Below are 21,517 nucleotides of genomic sequence, written 5' to 3' on the forward strand. Positions count from 1 at the left end.
CCTCGCGCCTGCCCGCCCGGGAACCGTTGCCGATGCCCCGCCCCCCGCTCCGCCGCCCGCTGGCCCACCTGGCCCTGATCGTCGCGATGGCGGCGATCTTCCTGGTGGACACCTTCAGCGACTATGCCGTCGCTGCCGCCTGCTTCTACGCCGCGCTGATCCTGGCCATGTCGCGGCGGCTGCTGCCCCGCCCCCTGTTGGGCCTGGCCCTGGCCTGCGTCGCGTTGACCATCGCCAGCTTCCTGCTCACCCGCGCCGGGGCCTATCGCATCGGGCTGGTGAACACCGCCATCGGCATCCTGGTCATCGGCATCACCACCTATCTGTCGCTGAAGATGGAAGCGGCCAAGGCCGCCGTGCAGGACGCGCAGACGCGGCTGCTGCGGGTGGCCCGTGCGTCTACCGTGGGCGAGCTGACCACGTCCATCGCGCACGAAGTGAACCAGCCGCTGGCCGCCATCGCAAGCAGTGCCGAGGCCGCCCAGCGCTGGCTGGCCCAACAGCCGGCCAACGTGGAGCGGGCGCAGCAGGCACTGGCGCGGATCCTGGCCGACGCGCACCGCGCCAGTGACGTGATCGCCCGGGTGCGCGGGCTGACCCGCGGCGCTGCGCCACAGCGCGAAGTGTTCGACCTGAACCAGGCCGTGCAGGACATGCTTGCCCTGTCGCAAGCCGAACTGGAGCGCCAGCACATCACCGTGGCCACGCTGCTCGACCCGGCCCTGCCCACGGTGCTGGCTGATCGCGTGCAGGTGCAGCAGGTGATCGGCAACCTGCTGCTGAACGCCATCGAAGCCATGGCCAACACGCCGCTGCCCGAGCGCCGCCTGTCGGTGCTCACCCACGCCCGCGACCAGCACGTGCGCCTGAGCGTGCGCGACCGGGGCGCCGGCCTGCCCAGCGAAGCGATCGAACAGGTGTTCGATGCATTCTGGACCACCAAGCCCGACGGCCTGGGGCTGGGGCTCAGCCTGAGCCGCAGCATGCTGGAAGCCAATGGCGGCCGCATCCACGCCGAGCGCGCCAGTGGCGGCGGCGCGTGCTTCATCATCGAACTGCCTGCCATGGAGGACGCCGCACATGACCCGCACCGCGCAGACTGAACCCGATGCCGTGGTCTACGTCGTGGATGACGACGCTTCGGTGCGTGCGGCATTGGAGGATCTGCTGGCCTCGATGGGGCTGCAGGTGCGCAGCTTTGCTTCAACCCAGGCGTTCCTGGACGCGGCGCGCGACGATGCGCCGGCGTGCCTGGTGCTGGACGTGCGCATGCCCGGCCAGAGCGGCCTGGACTTCCACCGGCAGATGGCCGCCCACGGCCTGCACCTGCCGGTGGTGTTCATCACCGGCCACGGCGACATCGCCATGGGTGTGAACGCCATCAAGGACGGCGCGCTGGAGTTCCTGACCAAGCCGTTCCGCGACCAGCAGTTGCTGGATGCCATCCAGAAAGGCATCGCGCAGGACCGGCAGCGCCGTAGCGAGCACAGCGAAGCGGCCGCCCTGCAGGCACGCTGGGCTACCCTCAGCGCCGGCGAGCGCGAGGTCGCCCAGGGCGTGGTTGCCGGCCGCTTGAACAAACAGATCGCCGCCGATCTGGGCGTCAGCGAAATCACGGTCAAGGTCCGGCGCGGCCAACTGATGCGCAAGCTGGGCGCACGCACCCTGGTCGACCTGGTCCGCCTCTACGATCGCCTGAGCGCCGAACGCCCGTAGAGTCGAGCTTGCTCGACTGCCACACGCCAAAACCCCACCGGTAGAGTCGAGCTTGCTCGACTGCTCCACGCGAAAAGCCGTCGAGCACGCTCAACGCTACGAAGCCACTGCACGCCCACGGTGCTTCAATTCCGGACCGGTCCTAATTCAGCGAACGGCCGCAACACCTAGCATCGCCGCTGACTCTTGCTTCCGGAGGCACCCATGCGTGCCCAACCTCGGCGCTGCGCACTGCTTGCGCTGGCCTGCAGCGCGGCGTTGCTCGTGACCGCACACCTCGCTTCCGATGCTGATCCCACGCCCATCGTGCGCGCCGCACTGCAGCGTGACGACCTGCTGTGCCTGGGGCTCACACAATGGCCGCTTGATGTCGTCCAGGAAGGCCCACAGGCCCGCCAGGCGGCCGCACTGGCTGCACTTGGATTGCTGCTGTCCGAAGAGATGGAGCTGGATCCATTGGCGGACGGCCATCGGGTCATGGGTATCCGCTATGTTCCAGCGGACGCTGCCACCCCGTATCTGCATACGCGCAGCATCGAACAACCCACGCTGATGGGCACCGAGGCGCGGGCCCTGCAGGACATCTGCTGGGGCCGCAAGGCGTTGGATGCCGTCACCGAGTGGACAACGACCACGCCGCCGTTCGTGCGCGGTCGCGCGGTGTACAGCTACCACCTTGAACTGGCGCCGTGGGCTACGCACCCCCGTGTGCTTGAAGCGTTCCCCGGTATTGGCCACGCGCAGTCCCAGGCCTTACACCCAGCCATTCTGAACCTGCAGCAGGACAGTCGTGGCTGGCGCGCCGTGCCCGAATAAGCCACACAGCGCATGCACCGAAACGCAGAACAGCGCCCGAGGGCGCTGTTCTGCGTTTTTCGTCAATGTGTCTGGGCTCAGTCGAACGCCATGCCAAAGCCAATGTTGAACAACGCTTGGTCACCCCGCGACATGGCCACACCGGCATTGAGGTTGAATCGACCGGACCGGCTCCAGCGCGACACACCCAGCGCGAAGGCCGATTCCCCCCGGTAGGTCGCCGTACCCAGGTTCAGTGTCACTTTCCCCGGCAGATTAGGCGTGACCTGCACCAGCGCCGCCGAGGCGGCGATACCGCGATTGATCTGTCGCGACATGTGCGACGCCTTTGCGCCAATGGCCTGCTCCATCGCTTCAACGCGCTGGTCGGTGTAACGATTCACCGACGCCATCTGCTCCTGCAGCTGCGCCACGTTGACCGCGTCGGTATCGGCGCTGCCAGCGGCAACATGGGCAATCTGGCGCTCGCCCCCGGCGTGCCCGACCGACACGCTGTCAGCGCGATCGGCGATGGCATCGGAACCGAGCGCAACGCTGTTGTCTGCATTCGCCTGCGCGCCGGAACCGGCGGCCACGGCGCCCTGGCCCGTGGCTTCAGCCGGCGCACCCTTGGCCACCAGCGCCTCGTTGCCGGTAGCGCCGTAGTACGGCAGATCCGACCCCGCCCCGTCGCCCGGTTGGCCTTCCAGAACCCCGACACGATCCTGCAGTCCATCCAACTGGCGGCCGATGCCTTCGCCTATGGCCGACAACTGGCCACCATTGACCGACTCGCGACTGCCCAGCTGTACGCGACCGTCGGCGACGTTGGCCAGCACGGTGCCTGCGGCCCCACCGAACATCACCTGGCTGCGATCGCTGCCCGCCACATAGCCAACCGTCTCCTGGACATCACCATTGTCGCCCACCAGCCCCGCCTGCTTCAGCTGGCGCAGATTGATGGCGTCGGTGTCGTCGCTCGCATCGGCCACGTGGGTGACCTGGCGCTCGGCACCATCACTCCCGATCGATACGGCGTTGGCACGGTCGGCCACCGACCCTGCGCCCAGTGCAATGGCGCCGTCCGCAGACGCCTGCGCGCCCTGCCCCAGTGCGATGGCTGCGGCACCGTCGGCCTGCGCCGACGCGCCGATGGCCAGCGCCGCCACGCCGCTGATGGACGCGTCGTCGCTGCCATCACCACGACCATCGACCTTCAGATAGCGGCTGTCCTCCGGCTGCGCCGCCGCCAGGCCATCCTGCATCTGTGCCAGTGTCACTGCATCGGTTGCGTCATCGGCAGCAGCCACGCCCTTCAACTGCCGCGCGCCCGTCGCCCCCGCAAGGTCGACCACGCCACCGGCACGGCCAGCCGCCACCGCAATGTTGCCGCTGGCGGCATCCTGGCGTACCAGGCCTGCGTCGCCGTCATTCCACGCATCGATCTGGCGCTGCGTGTCCAGCACGTCGTCTTCGCTGTGGTTGACGCGCTGGTCCAGCAGCTGCAGCTGCCCGTCCACTGCACCCAGCGCGGAACCCGCATCGTGGAAACTGCTGCCCTGCACGACATAGGTCGGGCCTGTCACGATACCGGTGGCCGCGTCCACCTGCGCACCGCCACCGAGGGCGGCGACCGTGGCCTGCAACTGCTGCAGGTTGACCACATCGGTCGCGTCAGTGCCGTTGGCCACGTTGATCAACTGGCGCGCACCCGCAGTACCGCCACCAATCGACAACACCTGGTCGCGATCGGCAACCGAGCCTGCGCCCAGCGCCACTGTATTCTCGCCGTTGGCGCGCGCACCGGCACCGATGGCCACGCTGCTCTGCCCCGCTGCACGGGCGTCGGCACCAAGGGCCATCGAATGCTGGCCGCCTGCTGCCGCCGCACTACCCAGCGCCGCGCTACCGATCCCGCCCGTGGTCGCGGGCGCATCGAGATCACCGGCTGCGGCCTGGAAGTAGCGCTGGGCGACTACCATATTGCTTCCAAGGTCGACCAGTGCGGCACGCTGCGCGCGGTCTTCCGCATCCAGTGCGTGCAGCGCGTCACCGGTGCTGTGCAAGGTGGCACCCAGCACATTGAAGTCCGGAGCCCGCAACGTACCATCTGCGGCCACGCCCGCGCCTGCACCCAGCGCCGCTGCCACACTGGCCACGGCGGCGTCGGCCTGCGCCTTGTTGATGGCCTCGTCGCCGGCGGCCGCATCGGCAACACCGCCCAGACGGCGGGCACCCGCCGTTCCAGCCATGCCAATGGCGGCGCCATCACGATCCGCGCCGACGGTCAGGTCGGCGCCCGCCGTGGCCTGCTGGACCATGCCGATGGTGCCCTGGCTGACGCGCGTGTGCAGATCATTCACCGACACTTCGACGCTGGACAGGCCGCCGTCCAGCGCGGTGAGCGCGCTGCCGATGCTGGTATGGGTTCCGCCGTGGGCGAGATCGAAGCCGGGGGCGATGACAGTGCCGTCGGCCGACAACGCACCACCGGTCGCCTGCAGAAGTCCCTGCAGCTGCTGCACGCTGACCGCGTCATTGTCCTGGGTGCCATCGGCCATGTTCTCGATGCCACGGCGTGCCGTGGTTGAACCTAGGGCAACCGTGGCGTTGCCGCGGCTGACCGAACCGGCGCCGATGGCAACACTGTTGGCGTGCGTCGCACGGGCACCTGCGCCGATCGCGGAGGAATACTGCCCGCTGGCCGTCGCTGCACGGCCGAGAGCGATGCCGCGCTCGCCCGTGGCCACCGCCGCTGAACCCAATGCGGTTACCACCGTACCGGCGCCATTGGCCTGGAAGCCGATCGCGGTCGCGTTCCAGGTGGTGCGGGTGCTGGCGCCCAGCGAGGTCGCGCCGCTGGTACCCGAGCCGTTCTGGCTGTCGGACGTGGCACCGTAGCCGATCGAGACGGCGTTGGTGCCGGCGGCCAGCGTATTGCTGCCCAATGCGATGGCACCGTTGTTGGCGCCATTGCTGGCCGGTCGTGCAACGGCATTGCTGCCGATGGCAATCATGTTGATACCATTGACGCTGGCGGCCGTGGCGTTGCTGCCGGCGTTGACCACCAGCAGGCTGTCATCGGTTGCGGCCAGCGGCAGGACGCCACGCAGCGCAGCCGGGTCCACGCAGGCCCCCTGCTGCAGTTCGTCCGGCGCATTGCACAGTGCCTGCTGGATGTTGTTGGCCAGCACGTTCGGAGCAATCATCGCGAGCAGTACGGCGGCAACGCCCGCGCTCATGCGACGGCGACGGCCCTGGGCCAGTTCCGAGGCGACGACCCACTTGCCGGTGGCCGCGTTCCAGACAATGCGATAGATGCAGTTCATGGTCGTTCTCCGAGGGCGGGACGCCCGTTGGGGGTAGGCAGCAGGTCGTTGCAGCCATGACTGGATGCTAGGCAAGCGCCCCCCGCTGGCGTATCGGACGCGGCCTAAAGCGCGCCCGGATACACCCGTGGAATGGTTTGTGATTCAGCAGGTTGCGGCGGGGTGCGCGCTGAACTGGCGCACCCCGCGCCGGTCTCAGTCGCCCAGCACCACGCCGACGCCCATGCGGAAGATCGGCTTGTCGCCGCGCGCCATGGAAGCGCCACCGTTGACATTGACGCGCCCGTTGTCGCTCCAGCGCGACACGCCCACGCCCATCGCTGTTTCGCTGCGGTAATTGGCCAGGTTGGCGTTGATGGTGGTCTTGCCCGGCAGGTACGGCGTCATCGGTGCCAGCGCAGCGGCTGCGGCGATGCCCCGGTTGGCCTGGCGGTTGACCTGGCCCAGGCGCTGCTCCATGCCGCTCCAGGCATCCTGCACACGCTCGTCGGCATAGGCCTTGGCGTCGTGCACACCCTGTTGCAGCTGGCCCACGTTCACCGCATCGGTGGCCTGCACGCCGGCCGCCACGTGGGTGATCTGGCGCTCGCCGCCTTCGCGGCCGACCGACACGCTGTTGTCGCGGTCGGCCAGCGAACCGGCACCCAGCGCAACGCTGTTGTCAGCTCGGGCCTCTGCACCGGCACCCGCCGCCACGCTGCCCTGGCCGACGGCCTGGGCCGGGTTGTCACCGGCCTGATCGCCGGGCTGCGGATTCGCACCGTAGTACGGCGGATTGCCGCCGCTGCCACCGCCGGCATCGCCGGCTTCCAGGGCACCGACGCGGCCATCCAGATCGCCGATGCGGCCCTGCAGCTGGTCGCGCAGCGCGGCCAACTGGCCACCGTTCACGGCCTCGCGGCTGCCTGCACCCACACGACCATCGGCCACGTTGGTCAGTACGGTGCCATTGGTCCCATCGAAGGTGACCTGTGCACGCTGGCTGCCGGCATCGTAGGTCACCGCATCCAGCATCTGCCCGCCATCGCCGACCAGCCCGGCCGCCTTGAGCTGGCGCAGGTTCACCGCATCGGTATCCTCGCTGCCATCGGCCACATGGGTGATCTGGCGTTCGGCACCAACCGCACCGACCGACACGCTGTTGGCGCGATCGGCAACGGCGCCCGCGCCCAGCGCCACGCTGTTGTCAGCCTGTGCCACCGCACCCTGGCCCAACGCCACGCTGCCCGCACCATTGGCCTGGGCCGATGCACCTACCGCCATCGCGCCCTGCCCGTTGGCCTGCGCATCATCACTGCCATCGCCTGCACCATCCACCCGCACATAGCGGTTGCCGGTGGCACGAAGGTCATCGACGGCCGAGGCCAGCTGGCCCAGGTTCACCGCATCATTGGCGTCGGTGCCCGCGGCCACGCCCTTGAGCTGGCGTTCGCCGTCGGTACCGCGCAGGTCCACCACGGTGCCACCGGTACCGGCACCGATCGTCACAGCCGCGTCCGCAGCCGCCTGCTGCACCAGGCCGGCTTCGCCATTGCCCAGTTCCACCAGCTGCTGGCGCAACTGGGTGATATCGCCTTCGTTGCGGGTCACGCGGCCATCGATCACGGTCAGGCCACCATCCACCGAAGACAGCGCATCGCCCACGTTGTCGAAGGTCTGGCCCTGCACGCTGTACTGCGGGCCGGTTACCGTGCCGGTCGATGCATTGTGCGCGGCGCCGCCGCCCAGGCCATCGATGACCGGAAGCAGCTGCTGCACGTTCACCGCATCCGCCGCGTCGGTACCGTTGGCCACGTTGATGACCTGGCGGGTGCCGTTACCGCCCATGCCCCAGCCAACCGACACGACGTTGTCGCGGTCTGCTACCGCCTCAGCACCCAGCGCAACCGAATTCTCACCCGTGGCGCGCGCATTCGCACCCAGGGCAATCGCACCGTCACCCTTGCTCGCGCGCGCACCCCAGCCGATGGCCACGCCGTGTTCAGCGCTGGCGGCTGCACTGGCACCCGCCGCGATGCTGCCCGAACCCGTTGCAGCCGCCTCGTCGGCCACGCCCGAACCGTCCGCCTTGAAGTAGCGGCTGCCTGCATCCAGTGCGTCGCGCAGGTCGGCCAGGTCCTGGCCGGTGCCGCCGACACGGCCGTCCAGCGCCGTCAATGCATCGCCCACGTTGCCGTAGTTGCTGCCACCCACGGTGTAGGTGGGTGCACCGATGCGCCCCTGCGCATCGGCAACGCTGCCACCGCCGAGCGCATCGGCCACCGACGCCGAGGATGCCTGCAGCTGCGCCAGCGTCACGGCTTCGTCGGCCGAGGCGGCATCGGCCACGCCACGGAGGCGACGCGCCCCGGCAGTGCCACTGAAGTCCACCGCCGCACCGTCGGTGCTGGCGCCCACGGTCAACTCGGCACCCGGTGCCGCCTGCTGCACCAGGCCCACGGTGCCGTTGTCCAGCGAAGTGCTCAACTGGTTCAGGGTCGTGGTGGTGGTGGTCAGGCCATCGTCCAGCGCTTCCAGCGCGCTGCCAACGGTGGTGTGGGTGCCGCCATGGCCGAGCACATAGCTGGGCGCAGTGATGCTGCCGTTGGCGGCAACGTCGGCGCCGCCGCCCAGCGCCTGCACGCCCGCGCGCAGCTGCTGCACGATCACCGCATCATTGGCCTGCGTACCCGCGGCAACATTGACGACCTGGCGGCGCAGCGTTGCGCTGCCGACCGACACCGTATTGGCGCGGTTGGCGACCGACGCACGGCCGATCGCCACCGCACCGGCAGCCGTGACCTGCGACGAACCGCCGAGGGCGACGCCGCCTTCGGCGCTGGCCGAACTGTTGTCACCCATCGCCACTGCTTCGGAAGCGCTGCCGCGCGCGCCGCGGCCCACGGCCACCGCCCCCGAGCCGCTGGCATTGGTGTTGTAGCCCACGGCCACGCTGTTCCAGCCGCCGGCGTTGGCATTGGCGCCCACGGCCAGCGAGCCTGCCGCGCCCTGTGCGTTCTGGCTGTTGGCGCTGGCGCCCATGCCGATGGCCACCGCATTGTTGCCTTGGGTGCTGGCGTTGGCGCCCATGGCGATGGCGTTGTCGGCGTTGCCGTCCGCATCGGCCAATGCGCGTGCGTTGTTGCCGATGGCGATCGCGCCCACCCCTGCGGCCGTGGCGGCGGCACCCGAGCCATTCACCTTCACATACTGGTCGTCGACGGCGGCCTGCACACCGATGGTGCGGGCCTGCGGCGACACCCCGGCGCCAGCCTCGGCATCGGCATCAGCCGCGACGCAGCGGCCCTGCGCATCGAGCACGCCCGGCTGGCCCTGGTCCAGGACACAGGTGGTGCCGTTGTCCTCGGCCGCCCACAGCGGCACGGCGAGCGTCAGCAGGCCCAGCGCAGCAAGTGCGCGTGCAGCCCCCTTGGTGCCCTTCTTGCTGCGGCCCGTGGCCAGTTCCGAGGCGACCACCCACTTGCCGATGGCCGCATTCCAGACAATCCGATAGATGCTGTTCATGAAATTCTCCGTAGGCGAAGTGCCTGGTTGGTCGAACGGGTCGAAAGGCGGCCAGGGCCGCGTCCACGGGGAAAATCGTAGGAAAGACAAGGCCCGCGCCGAATCGGACCGGGCCTAATTGCGGTGTGGCGTGGCAAACGCGTGGGCGGCGTTCAGCGCAATGAGGAGGGCTAGTTGTAGGTCATCGAGACCGTGATCGGCCGGCTGACCGTACCCGCGGACACCGCGGCCGCGCTCTGTACGAAGCGCGCACGGAACGCATGGGTGCCGGCCGCAGTGGTCATCTGCGTCCATCCTCCCGGCCGCAGGCGTGCCCCGCTGCTGGTGCGCTGCAGTTCAATGCCGATGCCGGCAACGCCCTGGAACAGGGTCGCATCGTTGACGTCGGCACTGCCGTCGAAGTGCAGCCCGACGCGGGTGATCAACGGATCGCACTGGCTGACCACCACGTTGACGTTCTGGAACGGCGTAGTGAACGCACCGGTGAACTGGGTCGACTGGTAGGTGCCAAGGTCGACGTCGGCCACGGCGATCCGGCATACCCCGGGCAGGATGGTGCCGGTGACGTTGAAATTGGTGGTGGTGGCGGTCTGTGCCTGCGCGGCAGCAGCGCACAGCAACAGGCCGGACATCAGCAACAGGGAGCGGAAACGACGCATGGCGGGCCCTCAGTTATAGGACAGCGAGACGGTGATCGGCCGGGTCACCCGGCCCGCCCCCACGCTGGCGGCTGACTGAAGGAAGCGCGCACGGAACGGATAGCTGCCGGCTGCGGTCACGTACTGCGTGCGGCTTCCCGGCGGAATCGGCACGGGCGTGCTGCCAACCACACGCACCAGCTCGATGCCGACCCCCTTCACGCCCTGGAACAGCTGAGCGTTGTCGGCGTCGGCGCTGCCGTCGAAGGTCATCGCCACGCGCGTCACCAGCGGGTCGCAATCGCTGACCGTGCCGTTGAAATCCACGTAGGGCGTGCCAAAGCTGCCGGTGAACAGGGTCGCCGAATGCGAGCCCAGATCGACATCGGGGAACGAAACGCGGCAGGCACCGGGCAGGATCTCGCCGGAGACGGAAAAGGGTTGGCTGTCCTGTGCCTGCACGTTCGCAGTGGCCAGGGCCAGCATCAGCACAACGGTTGAACGATGCATGGTGGTTTCTCAGTTGTAGGTGACCTGGACGGTCACCGGGGTACGAAGGGTGCCGGCCGTTACCGTGCCGGTGCGGATCAGCTGTGCGTAGAGCAGATAGCCACCGGCCGCCGAGCCGCTGGTGTACCAGTCGAATCCAGGCTGGTTGGGCGCCAGCGTCTGCCGCCCCGATGTGTACAGATGCACGGCCAGACCGCGCACGCCGCCGCTGGCGGGCACAGCGAAGTAGCGCGCATCACTGCTGTCGGCATTGCCGGCCAGACGCACATGCAGCACCCGCAGGTCGGCGGCGCAGCTGCTGCGGTTGAGCACGAAGCTGACCGCCGGCGAGCTGGGGTTGCTGCTGAAGTACGGCGCCTCGAAGGTGCCCACGTCGACATCGGCCACGCTGAACTGGCAGGTGCCCGGCTGGAATCGTCCGCTGAAGCGCACGGTCAGGTCCGCCGCCTGCAGCGGGAGCGCGGACAACAGCATCGCGATGGCGAGCAGCAGGCGCATCTCAGTTGTACTCCAGGGTGATCGTGGCAGCACCGTTGGCCTGCCCCGACGATGCGGCGGCATTCAAGCGGTAATAGCGTGCCCGCAGCATCAGCGTGTACTGCGCGTTGTTGACCTCGGTCAGTGCCAGGCCGGAATCGCGCATGGCATTGAAGCCCACCGAGTCCTGGGTCTGCGTACCGATCTGGATGCCGATGCCGGTTGCGGTCAAGTTGACCCCGTCGTCCTGCAGCGCCATGACCGATTGGGTGCGGTCGGCCACGGCCGTGACTGGATCGACGCGGAAGCGGATGCTGTTGTCGACCCGTCCGTTGGCGGTCTGCACGGTCCCGGTGGTCAGGTGGCCGCGGTAGCGGCCGAAGAACGCGGGGCAGTTGCGCAGCACCACGGGCACATTCACCCAACCGGTGCCGCTGCCGACCGTCGGAATCTCGCTCATCTGATGCGTTCCCAGGTCGATCGGCACGTCACTGGTCGAGCAGGTGCGCGAGACGATGCTCAGGTTGCCCTGCACGCGGCCGCTCCACAGCAGCACGTTGCGGTTGACCCCGGTCATGCGGTACTCGAACTGCGGCAGGCTGGCGCCGGTCACCGTGCCCGCACTGATCGGACCGATCTTGATCAGGCTCACGTCGTAGGACTGCACCGGCCAGTACTGGAAGAACGTGGGTGGCTGCACCTGGGTGTCACCTTCGGTGACGATGGGAAAGCCGCTGCCGCTGAACCAGACAGCCACGCCCACACCCGGCACGTTGGTTTCATACACCGTGCCGTAGCGCGGGTGCACATAGCCGGAGGCGCGGTAAGGCAGCGAGGTGTACTGGCGGATGCGGTCAAGCCGTCCTGCGGTGCAGTTGACCAGATTGCTGGGGCCGGCATAGTAGGTCGCCCGGAAGATCTCGGCCCCCACCGACACGTCGGGGCCGACCGTGATCGAGCCGTTGAGATTGGCGATGTTGACCAGCGCGCTGTTGCCATCGGCCATCCGGCAGTTCTGCGCGGACGCCGGGCTGCTGGCCCAGGCCAGCACCAGGACTGCCAGCAGCAGGCGGATCACGAATTGAAAGGCGTTCACGGGGCGTTCTCCAGCGCGGCCAGCGGTGGCGGCGCAACGGGGTGCGAATTCGCAGTGGGCGTCGGTCGCAGGCAGCGTCCGTCAATCACGGTGTAGCCATCGGTGGAACGGGCAGCGGGAATCTGCACCTGCAGCACGCACTGCTGGTCCGCGCCGGTGCCCCACTGCACCTGCACCGGTCCGGAGTCCTGCAGTCCGCTCAGCAGCAGGCGACTGCCCTGCCCGACCATGCCGACGTTGCTGCCGGCCGCATCGGTGGCCTCGGCGCCGAACGGCAGCGGCCGGCCGTCCTCGGTACGCGCATCGACCATCAGGCCGCGGCTGCTGCGGGTGCTGAACTCCAGCCGCACCATCGCACCGGCACGCGGCGCGACGCTGCGTGCAGTCTCCTGCAGTTCCACATTGAAACCGGTGCCCTTCGGATCGATCGAGATGGTGTTCAGCTGGTAAGGCGTCAGGAACGGCACCACCGCATAGCCGCGCTTGTCCAGCCGCGCGCCGCCCCCGTTCTCGATGCGCGCGCCCGCCGCACCGGCCGCGTGCACCAACGCCACCGTGTCACCCAGCGGCGGCGACAGGGTCAGTCCGTCGCCGTGCAACACCGCACCGCCGGAAGCGCCCAGGCCCAGCTGCGTGTAGCTGCTGCCGTTGCTGATGCTGGCTGCCCACTGTCCGCGTGCGCCGCGATAACCGGTATTGAGGTCCACACTGTTGCTGCCCGCGATGCGCGACAGGGTCGCGCCATAACTGAAACGGTCATCCAGCGAGGAGATTCCGTTGGTCGACAGCTGGGTGGCAGGTTCACCGTTGCGGCTGCGGGTATGCATCAGGTTGCCCAGCGGGGCCCGTGCCGAGCGGCCCAGCGGCAGCGACACCATCAGCATCAGTCGATTGTCCACGCGGGCGTCCTGCGCACGTGCCACTGGCAGATCCGCACCCGGCACCCGGTCCTGCAGGTAGCCGCGACCGAAATCGATCGAATCGCGGGTGCGCTGGAAATTCAGGCTGTAGCTCAGCGATTTCCACTGGTTGCTGTAGCCGATGCTCAGATCCAACTGGCGACCCGGCGCGTTCCAGAAATCGCGACGGGTTCCGATGACGAACAGCTGTCCGCCGCGCTCGCCCAGCTGCTGGTTCATGCTCAGGTCCATGCGGTTACGCTGCCGCGCCACACTGTCGGCGTCCTGGTCGCGGGCGCGGGCATCGCGCAGCGAGGCCCAGTCGCGCAGGCTCACGTAGTCGCGGGTGGCATAGCGGTACGCGGCCACGGCGAAGCTGGTGCCAGTGCGCACCACGTTACGGTTGTAGGCGAGCCGGAAGCTGCTGCCTGACATCACCGGCAGGCCCTGCACGGCGGTGCGCGCCAGCGAGACATCGGCCGCCAGGGCGCCCCACGCGGTGTTGAAGGCGGCACCGGCCACCGCCGCGCGGTAGTCTTCGCCGGCCGACACGCCGCCGTAGGCGCTGAGCGCGTTGTTGAGGCCTCGCTGATACTGCAGCTGCAGCAGACCTGGGGCATCGCTCAGGCCGTTCTCATCAACCTGGCCCAGGGCCGCGCTCCAACGCGACTGGCCCGGTCGCAGCAGCTGCGGCACTGCCGAATACGGCACGCTGAAGCGGCGCGAGCGGCCATCGGCCTCGCGCACTTCCACTTCCAGATCGCCGGCGTAGCCGGTCGGGTACAGATCGGTCAGCTCGAACGGGCCGGGTGCCACGCTGGCCTCGTGCAGCACCGCGCCGCGCTGGCGCACGATTACCCGCGCGTTGCTTTCGGCCACACCGCGCACCACCGGCGCGAAGCCGCGCTGCGACTGCGGCAGCATGCGGTCATCGCTGCCCAGCAGTGCGCCACGAAGGCGCACGCTCTCGAACAGGTCACCGGGGGTCGCGGTATCGCCCATGGTCAGCTGCGCCTTCCAAGGCACGACGTCATGCTGCAGGTAGGCGGCACTGGAGCGGTAGCGTTGCGGCTGGCTGCCGCCGAGGGTCAGCGCACCCTGGTGCACCAGCTGCCAGCCAGCCATACGACCGCTGGCGTTGAGGCCGACGAAGCCCGAATAGCGCGCACCGCTGCCGTTGTTGTAGTGGTAGGCATTGGCGTTGTAGCCCACTGCCAGCGCCGGAATGCCCGCATCCCATTGGCTGGGATCGACATAGCCGCGTGCCTCATTGCGCAGGTACAGCTGGGGCACCTGCAGATCCAGGGTCTGTGCGCCAGCATCGAAGACCGCCGTGGCGCCCGGAATCAGATCGCCCAGCGGGTCACAGAATTCGCCCTGCGGCCACGGCCGCAGCGGTACCTGTGCCGGGTCGGCCAGCAGCCGCGAGGGTGCGATGCCATAACCCTGCAGGCGTTCGGCGTCCAGGCACAGGCGCGAGCTGCCATCCACCTCGCGATAGACGATATCGGTGCGTGCCTGCCATTGGCCATTGAGGCGGATGTCGCCACGGTAGGTTCCTGGCGCCACGTAGTCCGCCTGGGTGAAACGCTCCAGGTCCAGCCGCGCCGAAGCGCCGGCCGGCAGGAATGCGGCATCGAAGAACACCTCATCGTCTGCCGTCGACGCGGACGACGTCGTTGCACGGGCGAACAGGATGGCCGCCACCAGGATCGGCAGCCGGGCACGCAGCGGGCGGCAGGCGCCGTTGCCCGGCGCCCGGTTCGGGGCGTTCATCAGGAGGTTCTCCGGGGATCAGGGCTGGCGCGGACCGGGTCCGCGCCGCGTTGCACTCAGGGCTGCAGGGCCACCTGGGTCGGCACCAGCGCACCAAAATCATTGATCACGGTGACCGCGCCTTTCAGTTCACCCGGCAGACGTCCGCTCACCCCGTCGAGCAGGAACTCGGCCTGCGCGAACGGTGCGACCATGCCGCCTCCCTGGCTGCCCAGCTCCTTGCCTGCGGCAAGCAGGCCGACGCTGGCGAAATTGACGTAGTACGGGGTCGGATTATCGGCCCGCAGCAGCAGCCCCTTGGGCCCGGACTGCAAAGACCAGCGCAGCTTCTGGTGCGCCAGCACCGGCTCGCCCGTCAGGTTCGGCGGACGGTAGAAGACCTTGATGCGGGTGCGGAAGGCGAACTGCAGGATGTTGGCGCCGTTGCCGCCGGTCTTCGGCGGAATCTCCAGCATGTTGAGCCAGTACAGCGTTTCGCGGTCAGCGGCCAGCGCTGCACCGGTGAACATGATGCGCGCGGTCTGCTGCTTCTTCGGGTCCAGCCGGAACACCGGAGGCGCCACGGCGAAGGGGGCACGGGCGGTATCGGGCGTCGACTGGTCGTCGCCATCATCCAGCCACACCTGGACCAGCGCTGCGCGCTCGCCCTCGTTCATGAATTTGAGGGTGACTTCCTTGTCCTGCGCGGGATAGACCACGCGGGTGCCACCAATCACCACCGATGCGTCGGCAGCCTGAGCGAACAATGTGCCAATGGCGAGGGCGCTGGCACAGAGCATGCGGTTGAAGGAAAGCATGGATCACCTCATGGATGAGGCCGGCCACAGGGCCGCCGGCATGTGCCGACGGCCCCGCGCGGCATCAGTTGTAGACAACCTTGTAGTTGACGTACGACTGCACGAAGCCGGGCGCAGCAGCGCCATTGACGGCGACGTACTGGCTGGCCATGTCGATCACGGCAGTGTTGTTGGCGATGGTCACCGGATCGGTCTTGAAGGACGGATCGCGCAGATCGACCACGGCGTTCTTGTACAGCATCTGGATCTGGGTATTGACCGCCGGCGCATTCGCTTCCTGGTTGCGCAGGTTGCCGTTGCCGGCGTCCACCTGGCCCGCAGTCGGGTCGAAATACAGCTCAGCGATCTTGCCGTTCTGGCAGGTACCCTGGCCCGGGCCGCCAATCACCAGCTGGAACGGGTGCAGACCGGCGATGTCACCGGCAGCTGCCAGCTGGTTGGCCTGGACCGCGTCCATCGGCACGGTGATGTTGGTGGTGCCGATGGCACCTGCACCGCCGGAAATCGTGCAGGTCAGGTCGGTCACTTCGCCGGTGAACTCGATGACGCCCGAGCCGTAGGACTGGGCACTGGCGGCCGCAGCGGCCAGCAGCAGGGTTGCAGCGGAAGCAATCGGGAGGAGCTTCATGGTGTTGGATTCTTCTTCACAGGTGTGATCCGCGCGAGGCGGAGGAATGGCCCCGCCGCCGGGGAGAGCGGCGGGGCCGGGAACGGGCGGGACACCTGGGGAATAAGCGTCCTTCCCGGCAGGCCGGTTCATTGGCCTACGGGAGGAATGCTAGGAATCCAAGTCGATGGCCTCCATCGGACCCGGCCGAGATTTCGGCCACGGGCGCTGACCGCGCCTTACCCGGGATCACACGTCATCGCCATCGTCCTCGTCCTCGGCGGGCGCCAGCAGGTGCCAACGACGGCGTAGCTGGGTGCGGCGCTTCGGCGAGGCAAACAGGTAGTGGTTCAACAGTTCGAGGAAGTGCGCCTGCGCCGCTGCCGGCAGCCGGGTGAAGTGCAGCAGCAGGGAGGTCAATCGTGGGTCGTCTCGAACGGGCACATCATCACCGCAGCAAGGGGTCCGTCTCCGAGCCTAGACATGGACGACGCAGGGTCCATCGGACCGGTCCTCAATCAGTCGGTGGATCCTTCACCGCCTGCGCCTGCGCCTGCGCGTGCGCTCTGTGACGCCTGCACAAGGCCGTGCGTCAGCGCGTATTCGAAGATGTCCGCATCGCGCTGCAATCCAAGCTTGCGCATCGCTGCAACCTTCTGCGTGCTGACGGTCTTGCGGCTGCGTCCAACGCGCTCGGCAATCTGCATCACGCTCAGCCCTTCGGCAAACATCCGCAGCACCTCCGACTCACGCTTCGACAGCCCTCCGGCCACCTGCACATCACCCTGCAGGCCGTCCTCGGCGATCAGCCGCGCGATCTCCGCCGAGATGTAGGCCTGCCTGCAGCTGGCGGCGTGTACCGCTGGCACCAGCTGTTCAAGGGGGTCACTCTTGCTGACGATGCACGACACCCCGGCCCGCTGGATCGAGCGCAGCACCAAGGGGCTTTCCATGCCGGTCAGCACCACCAGGTGCAGGGCCGGGAAGCGGCGCTGCAGGAAGTGCAGCAGCGTGACGCCATCCCCGTAACGGCCGTTGGGCATCGAGAAATCACAGACCGCCACGTCGACGGCTGTACGGCTGAGTAGATCGACCAGTTCGGTCGAGTCGCGCACCAGCCCGACAACAGCCAGGCCCGGCACAGCCTGCAGCAGGTGTTCCATGCCGGCCAGCAGGACCGGATGGTCATCGGCCACAGCGATGTTCAACGGCATGCTTGCTTCCTCCGGTGACGGCGCACCGCACGGCCTGCCAGAGCAGGGGCGGCTGCCTTATAGTGGTCAACGCAAACTACGGCAATTTCTGTCGGCCTACTCAACAGGGTCTCCCATGTCCCATCCTGTCATACGCGTTGCCATCGCCGATGACCATCCGGTCATCCGCATGGGCATCGAAGCCGCCATCGACGAAGTACCTACCCTGTCCTGCATCGGCGCGGTGGGCGATTCCTCTGCGCTGGTCACGTTGCTCGAGCAGACCGCCTGCGACGTGGTGGTGACCGACTACGCGATGCCAGGCGGCGCCTTCGGTGACGGGTTGCAGCTGCTTGACCATCTGCGCACGCACTTTCCGGACCTGCGTCTGATCGTGATGACCGGCCTGGACCAGCCGGCGATGATCCAGGCGCTGCACGCCAGCGGCATCGACCACATCCTGAGCAAGGCCGACGACACCAGTCACGTGCCGGCGGCGATTGCGGCCGCTTGGGCCAACCGTCGCTACCTGTCGCCGTCGATCACCCAGCTGCTCCCCACACGCAGGGCGCCACGTGCCACTGCGGCGCTTTCGCCGCGCGAGCACGAGGTGCTGGCGTTGTTCGTGTCGGGGCTTAGCATCAATGAAATCGCAGCCCGGCTGGACCGCCGCAAGCAGACGATCAGTACCCAGAAGACCGCAGGAATGGCCAAGCTCGGCATCGACAAGGATGCCGATCTGTTCAAGTTCGCCAGCGAGCTGGGGCTGCGCACCGCCAAGCCGGATACTTGATAGCGGCAGCCTGCTCACGCTTCGTCCCGAAGGCCATCGCGATAGGCTTCGATCAGATGGCGCAGATCGGACAGCAGCGCGATGCGTTCGTGTTCCGGCAGCGCCTGTCCTTCGCGCAGCAAGCGCTCGGCATCGCCGAAGCGGGCGCCAAGCGGCTTTTCCCCCATCATCAGCAGTACGCCCTTCAGCGCATGCAGCTGTTCCAGCAACGCCGCGTCGTCGCGGCGCTCGCCTGTGGACTGCATCCTGTCGAGGTCGCGGGTACTGGTTTCCACGAATAGTGCACGCAGCTTGTGCGGCTTGTCCTTTCCTGCGACAGAGCGCAGCGGTGGCGACGATGCCGGCGCCTGCAGGTAGCGATCCAGCATCGCCTGCAGCCGGGCAAGGTCCAGCGGCTTCAGCAGCAGGTCGTCGATGCCCGCCGCGCGACAGCGTTCGCGTTCACTGGCCAGCGCAGTAGCCGTTACGGCCAGGATCGGCAGCGTTTCGCCGCGCCCCCGCAGCGCCCTTGCAAGCTGGTAGCCATCGAGGACCGGCATGTTGATGTCGGTCATCACGATATCCCATAGCCCGGATCGCCAGTCAGTCAGAGCCACCTGCCCGTTTTCCATCGCATCGACCTGGCAGTCCAGCTCCTCCAGCTGCTGCTGGATCAGTTCCCGATTGACCGGGTTGTCCTCCACCAGCAGAACGCGCCCCCTCGTGCGGCGTGCTCCGGCCTGCGGCACCGCACCGTGCGTCCGCAGCACGGGCATCCCATCCCCGCGCAGCGCCTGCAGCAGTGCCGGACTGGCGTAGCAGGAGACGTGCACCGCATCATCGCGTTGCTCAGGCGACAGCGGTCCCCTGGGATAGGCTCGCAGCACCCTGGCATAGCTGGGCAGTACCGCCAGCTCTTCATCCTCGGTCCAGGCCCGGCGCTCGCCGACGATCACCAGCGCGGCCCCCGCGGCGCCATCCGCAGGCCGCTCGATCACCGTCACCTCGGCGCCCCAGCGGTGCAGCAACTGCCCAATCTCCTGCCGCCACTCCTGCGCCGACGACAGCAGGGAAATGCGGCAGCCGGACAGCGGCTGGTCCGGCGCTGCCGCAACCGTTGAACGCTGAACGGGGACGTCAAGAGTGAACACGCTACCCACGCCCAAGGTGCTCTGCACATGGATGCTGCCACCGAGCAGCTGCGCCAGCTGCCGGCACAACGCCAGCCCAAGCCCGCTGCCGCCATAGCGGCGGGACACGCTGGCATCACCCTGCTGGAAAGGTCGAAACAGCGAGGCGACCTGTTCTTCTGAAAGGCCAATGCCCGAATCGATCACCTGCAAGCGCAGCTGCCGTTCCCCGCCTGCTCCACCAGCATCCTCGGCGCGCAGGGTGATGCGACCGGATGCGGTGAACTTCACCGCATTGCTCAGAAGATTGTTGAGGATCTGGCGGATACGATGCACGTCGCCGATGAAGACCTCATCCAGCGCGGGATCAATGGCGAAGTACAGCTTTACGTCCTTGCGCTGGGCCTCCGGGGCGTACAGCAGCGCAGCCTGTTCGATCAGCGCACGCAGCGCGAACGGCAGCGGATCGATATCGAGCTGCCCCGCTTCGATTTTGGAAAAGTCCAGCACGTCGCTGATGATCGCCATCAGTGAATCGGCCGACAGACGAATCCGCTGCAGGCGCTCGTGCTGGTCCGGCTGCAGCGGCGAACGGGCCAGCAGCTCAAGATGTCCCAGCACGCCATTGAGCGGCGTGCGGATCTCATGGCTCATCGTCGCCACGAACGCGGTCTTTGCGCGGCTGGCTGCCTCGGCCGCTTCGCGCGCGCGCTCCGAATCCTGCCGCGCCTGCTGCAGCGTTTGCTGAAGCTCGACCTGCGCGGTGGCATCGCGCATCGCGCACACCCAGACGGCCTGGTCGTGGTAGTTGGCTGCCGCCAGGGCGACCTGCAGCTGGCGGGCGTCGTTGGTACCGGCGTCGAGCGCCCAGTTGAATTCACCGCCACGGGCCGGCAGCAGCCCGCGCGCGTGCGCGATCAGTTGGGCATAGAGCTCCGGCACGGCTGCTTCCTGGCCGGATTCGCCGACCAGTTCGCGCGCCACTTGGTTCTGCAGCAGTGCGGCACCATCACGGCGGCGCAGCAGCGCCAGGCCAACCGGCGCGGTACCAATGATGGCCTGGCTCAGCGCCTCGCTCTCATATACCCGCGAGGCATCGGCCAGCGCTGGTGCGAAGACGCGACGGTCCATCCGCCACAGCAGCATCCACAGTGCCGCCAGGATCAGCAGTGCGGTAAACACCCGCAGCAGGATCGCCGCGTGCTGCTCGCGCCACAGGTCCGCCCAGCCGTACAGATGCGTAAGGCGCCAATCCACCCCGCGCAGTGAACCGCTGACCAGGAACCATCCGTCGTGGTAGTGGCGCTGCCCAGCGGCAGACGACGCATCCGACAGCGCCGCAGCCAACGTTGCGGGTGACTGCGCGAGTGGACCGCCTGCCAGCACCACGCGCCCGTCACCGGTGGTCACCAGGTAACTGCCGGGATCGGTAGCCTCCAGTCGTTCCTTGAGGTTGTCGATGGATTCGAACACCACGCGCCGGAAGTACGGCACGTCGGCGCGGGCCATCGTCATCACGCCGATCAGTGCCGGTTGACCGTTGAGTGGATTGTCACCGAGAAATGACACCAGGCGGCGCCCCTGCGCGGCGCTCGCCACCGGGCCCGGCGCGGGCGTCCGATCACCCACCGCGGCTTCCATCTCCATCAGCTTCTCGAACGCCTGGGCACGGGTCGGCACACGCAGGGTCTGCAGCAGCTGGGCCTCGTCGATCACACCGGCTACGGCCAGCAGCCGTCCCTTGGGCTCATACGCATACATGATGATCGGCCCCTGCGTCTGCAGGGCAGTGATGGTCCCGGCCGTGTAGGCCGAATACTCGTGCAGCATGCCCAGGTAGGCTTCGAGCTCGCCTGCCGGCATCGGCTGTGCGGTATTGCCAAGTACCAGCCACGGCACCGACGCTCGTCCTTCGGCGCGTACCACCAGCTGTTGTCCCTGCGCGTGGAAAGAGGGCAGCAACGGCGCGCCCAGTCGCCGCAGCTCGTCGCGCTGGTCCGTCCACAAGGCGTCGTTGGCATTGATGCTGTTGGCATAGGCACGGTCGCGCTGGGACAGGAAGTAATCCAGTGCCGACTGCGCCTCCTGGAAGGTCTGCCGCTCGCGTGAATGGAAGGCGCCGATGCCACCGACGAGACTGGCTACGGCCGTCAGCAGGATCAGGATGCTGATCAGGCCGCCCCCGCCGAACAGCAGGCGTCGCTGCAGCCTGCGCAGTGCGTCGATCTGGTTGCTGTTCGCTGCAGGCACGGCCGGAAGCATGGAGATTCCCCTTGAA

16 protein-coding genes are annotated in these 21,517 nt (G+C 67.9%); 4 read left to right on the forward strand and 12 right to left on the reverse strand.

The annotated features are described in order from the left end of the window. The first annotated feature begins 32 nt into the window (after positions 1-32). The 3 genes from C1933_RS10535 (at position 33) to C1933_RS20100 (ending at position 2,532) form a co-directional block, all read left to right on the forward strand. Complete coding sequence (locus C1933_RS10535) at positions 33-1,103, forward strand: ATP-binding protein (protein ID WP_108753210.1); 1,071 nt, start codon at positions 33-35, stop codon at positions 1,101-1,103. After that, on the forward strand, positions 1,081-1,716 hold the full coding sequence (locus C1933_RS10540) for a response regulator (RefSeq protein WP_108753211.1): 636 nt from the start codon (positions 1,081-1,083) through the stop codon (positions 1,714-1,716). The genes C1933_RS10535 and C1933_RS10540 overlap by 23 nt, the downstream gene beginning before the upstream one ends. A gap of 204 nt (positions 1,717-1,920) precedes the next feature. After that, positions 1,921-2,532 carry a hypothetical protein gene (locus tag C1933_RS20100; RefSeq protein ID WP_159093974.1) on the forward strand — a complete coding sequence of 204 codons (612 nt, stop codon included), beginning with the start codon at positions 1,921-1,923 and terminating at the stop codon, positions 2,530-2,532. A gap of 77 nt (positions 2,533-2,609) precedes the next feature. On the opposite strand, the gene C1933_RS10555 is transcribed toward C1933_RS20100, so the two are convergent. The 11 genes from C1933_RS10555 to C1933_RS10600 all read right to left on the reverse strand — a co-directional run bounded on the left by C1933_RS10555 (position 2,610) and on the right by C1933_RS10600 (position 17,307). After that, positions 2,610-5,840 carry a YadA-like family protein gene (locus C1933_RS10555; RefSeq protein ID WP_108753214.1) on the reverse strand — a complete coding sequence of 1,077 codons (3,231 nt, stop codon included), beginning with the start codon at positions 5,838-5,840 and terminating at the stop codon, positions 2,610-2,612. 195 nt (positions 5,841-6,035) lie between these two features. Then, complete coding sequence (locus C1933_RS10560; RefSeq protein ID WP_108753215.1) at positions 6,036-9,344, reverse strand: ESPR-type extended signal peptide-containing protein; 3,309 nt, start codon at positions 9,342-9,344, stop codon at positions 6,036-6,038. A gap of 170 nt (positions 9,345-9,514) precedes the next feature. Then, positions 9,515-10,003, reverse strand: coding sequence for a type 1 fimbrial protein (locus tag C1933_RS10565; RefSeq protein ID WP_108753216.1), 489 nt, complete (start codon positions 10,001-10,003; stop codon positions 9,515-9,517). 9 nt (positions 10,004-10,012) lie between these two features. Beyond that, positions 10,013-10,492, reverse strand: a complete 480-nt coding sequence (locus C1933_RS10570; RefSeq protein ID WP_108771720.1) for a fimbrial protein — start codon at positions 10,490-10,492, stop codon at positions 10,013-10,015. Positions 10,493-10,501: 9 nt separating this feature from the next. Further along, a complete protein-coding gene (locus C1933_RS10575; protein WP_159093975.1) occupies positions 10,502-10,990 on the reverse strand; it encodes a fimbrial protein in 489 nt (162 codons plus the stop codon). Position 10,991: 1 nt separating this feature from the next. Further along, positions 10,992-12,065 (reverse strand): fimbrial protein, encoded by a 1,074-nt coding sequence (locus tag C1933_RS10580; RefSeq protein ID WP_108753219.1) that lies wholly within the window; start codon positions 12,063-12,065, stop codon positions 10,992-10,994. Next, a complete protein-coding gene (locus C1933_RS10585; RefSeq protein WP_108753220.1) occupies positions 12,062-14,740 on the reverse strand; it encodes a fimbria/pilus outer membrane usher protein in 2,679 nt (892 codons plus the stop codon). The genes C1933_RS10580 and C1933_RS10585 overlap by 4 nt, the downstream gene beginning before the upstream one ends. A gap of 56 nt (positions 14,741-14,796) precedes the next feature. After that, a complete protein-coding gene (locus tag C1933_RS10590; RefSeq protein ID WP_108753221.1) occupies positions 14,797-15,537 on the reverse strand; it encodes a fimbria/pilus periplasmic chaperone in 741 nt (246 codons plus the stop codon). Positions 15,538-15,601: 64 nt separating this feature from the next. After that, complete coding sequence (locus tag C1933_RS10595; RefSeq protein WP_159093976.1) at positions 15,602-16,165, reverse strand: fimbrial protein; 564 nt, start codon at positions 16,163-16,165, stop codon at positions 15,602-15,604. Positions 16,166-16,393: 228 nt separating this feature from the next. Beyond that, positions 16,394-16,564, reverse strand: a complete 171-nt coding sequence (locus tag C1933_RS20105; protein ID WP_159093977.1) for a hypothetical protein — start codon at positions 16,562-16,564, stop codon at positions 16,394-16,396. A 98-nt stretch (positions 16,565-16,662) separates the two neighbouring features. Beyond that, a complete protein-coding gene (locus C1933_RS10600; protein WP_234414501.1) occupies positions 16,663-17,307 on the reverse strand; it encodes a response regulator transcription factor in 645 nt (214 codons plus the stop codon). Here C1933_RS10600 and C1933_RS10605 point away from each other — a divergent pair. Continuing rightward, positions 17,306-18,130 (forward strand): response regulator transcription factor, encoded by an 825-nt coding sequence (locus C1933_RS10605; protein ID WP_234414502.1) that lies wholly within the window; start codon positions 17,306-17,308, stop codon positions 18,128-18,130. The genes C1933_RS10600 and C1933_RS10605 overlap by 2 nt on opposite strands. Positions 18,131-18,144: 14 nt before the next feature. On the opposite strand, the gene C1933_RS10610 is transcribed toward C1933_RS10605, so the two are convergent. Then, positions 18,145-21,501, reverse strand: a complete 3,357-nt coding sequence (locus C1933_RS10610) for a hybrid sensor histidine kinase/response regulator (RefSeq protein WP_108753225.1) — start codon at positions 21,499-21,501, stop codon at positions 18,145-18,147. Positions 21,502-21,517: the final 16 nt, after the last annotated feature.

The sequence above is a fragment of the Stenotrophomonas sp. ZAC14D2_NAIMI4_6 genome (genome assembly GCF_003086875.1).
Classification (GTDB): Bacteria; Pseudomonadota; Gammaproteobacteria; order Xanthomonadales; family Xanthomonadaceae; genus Stenotrophomonas.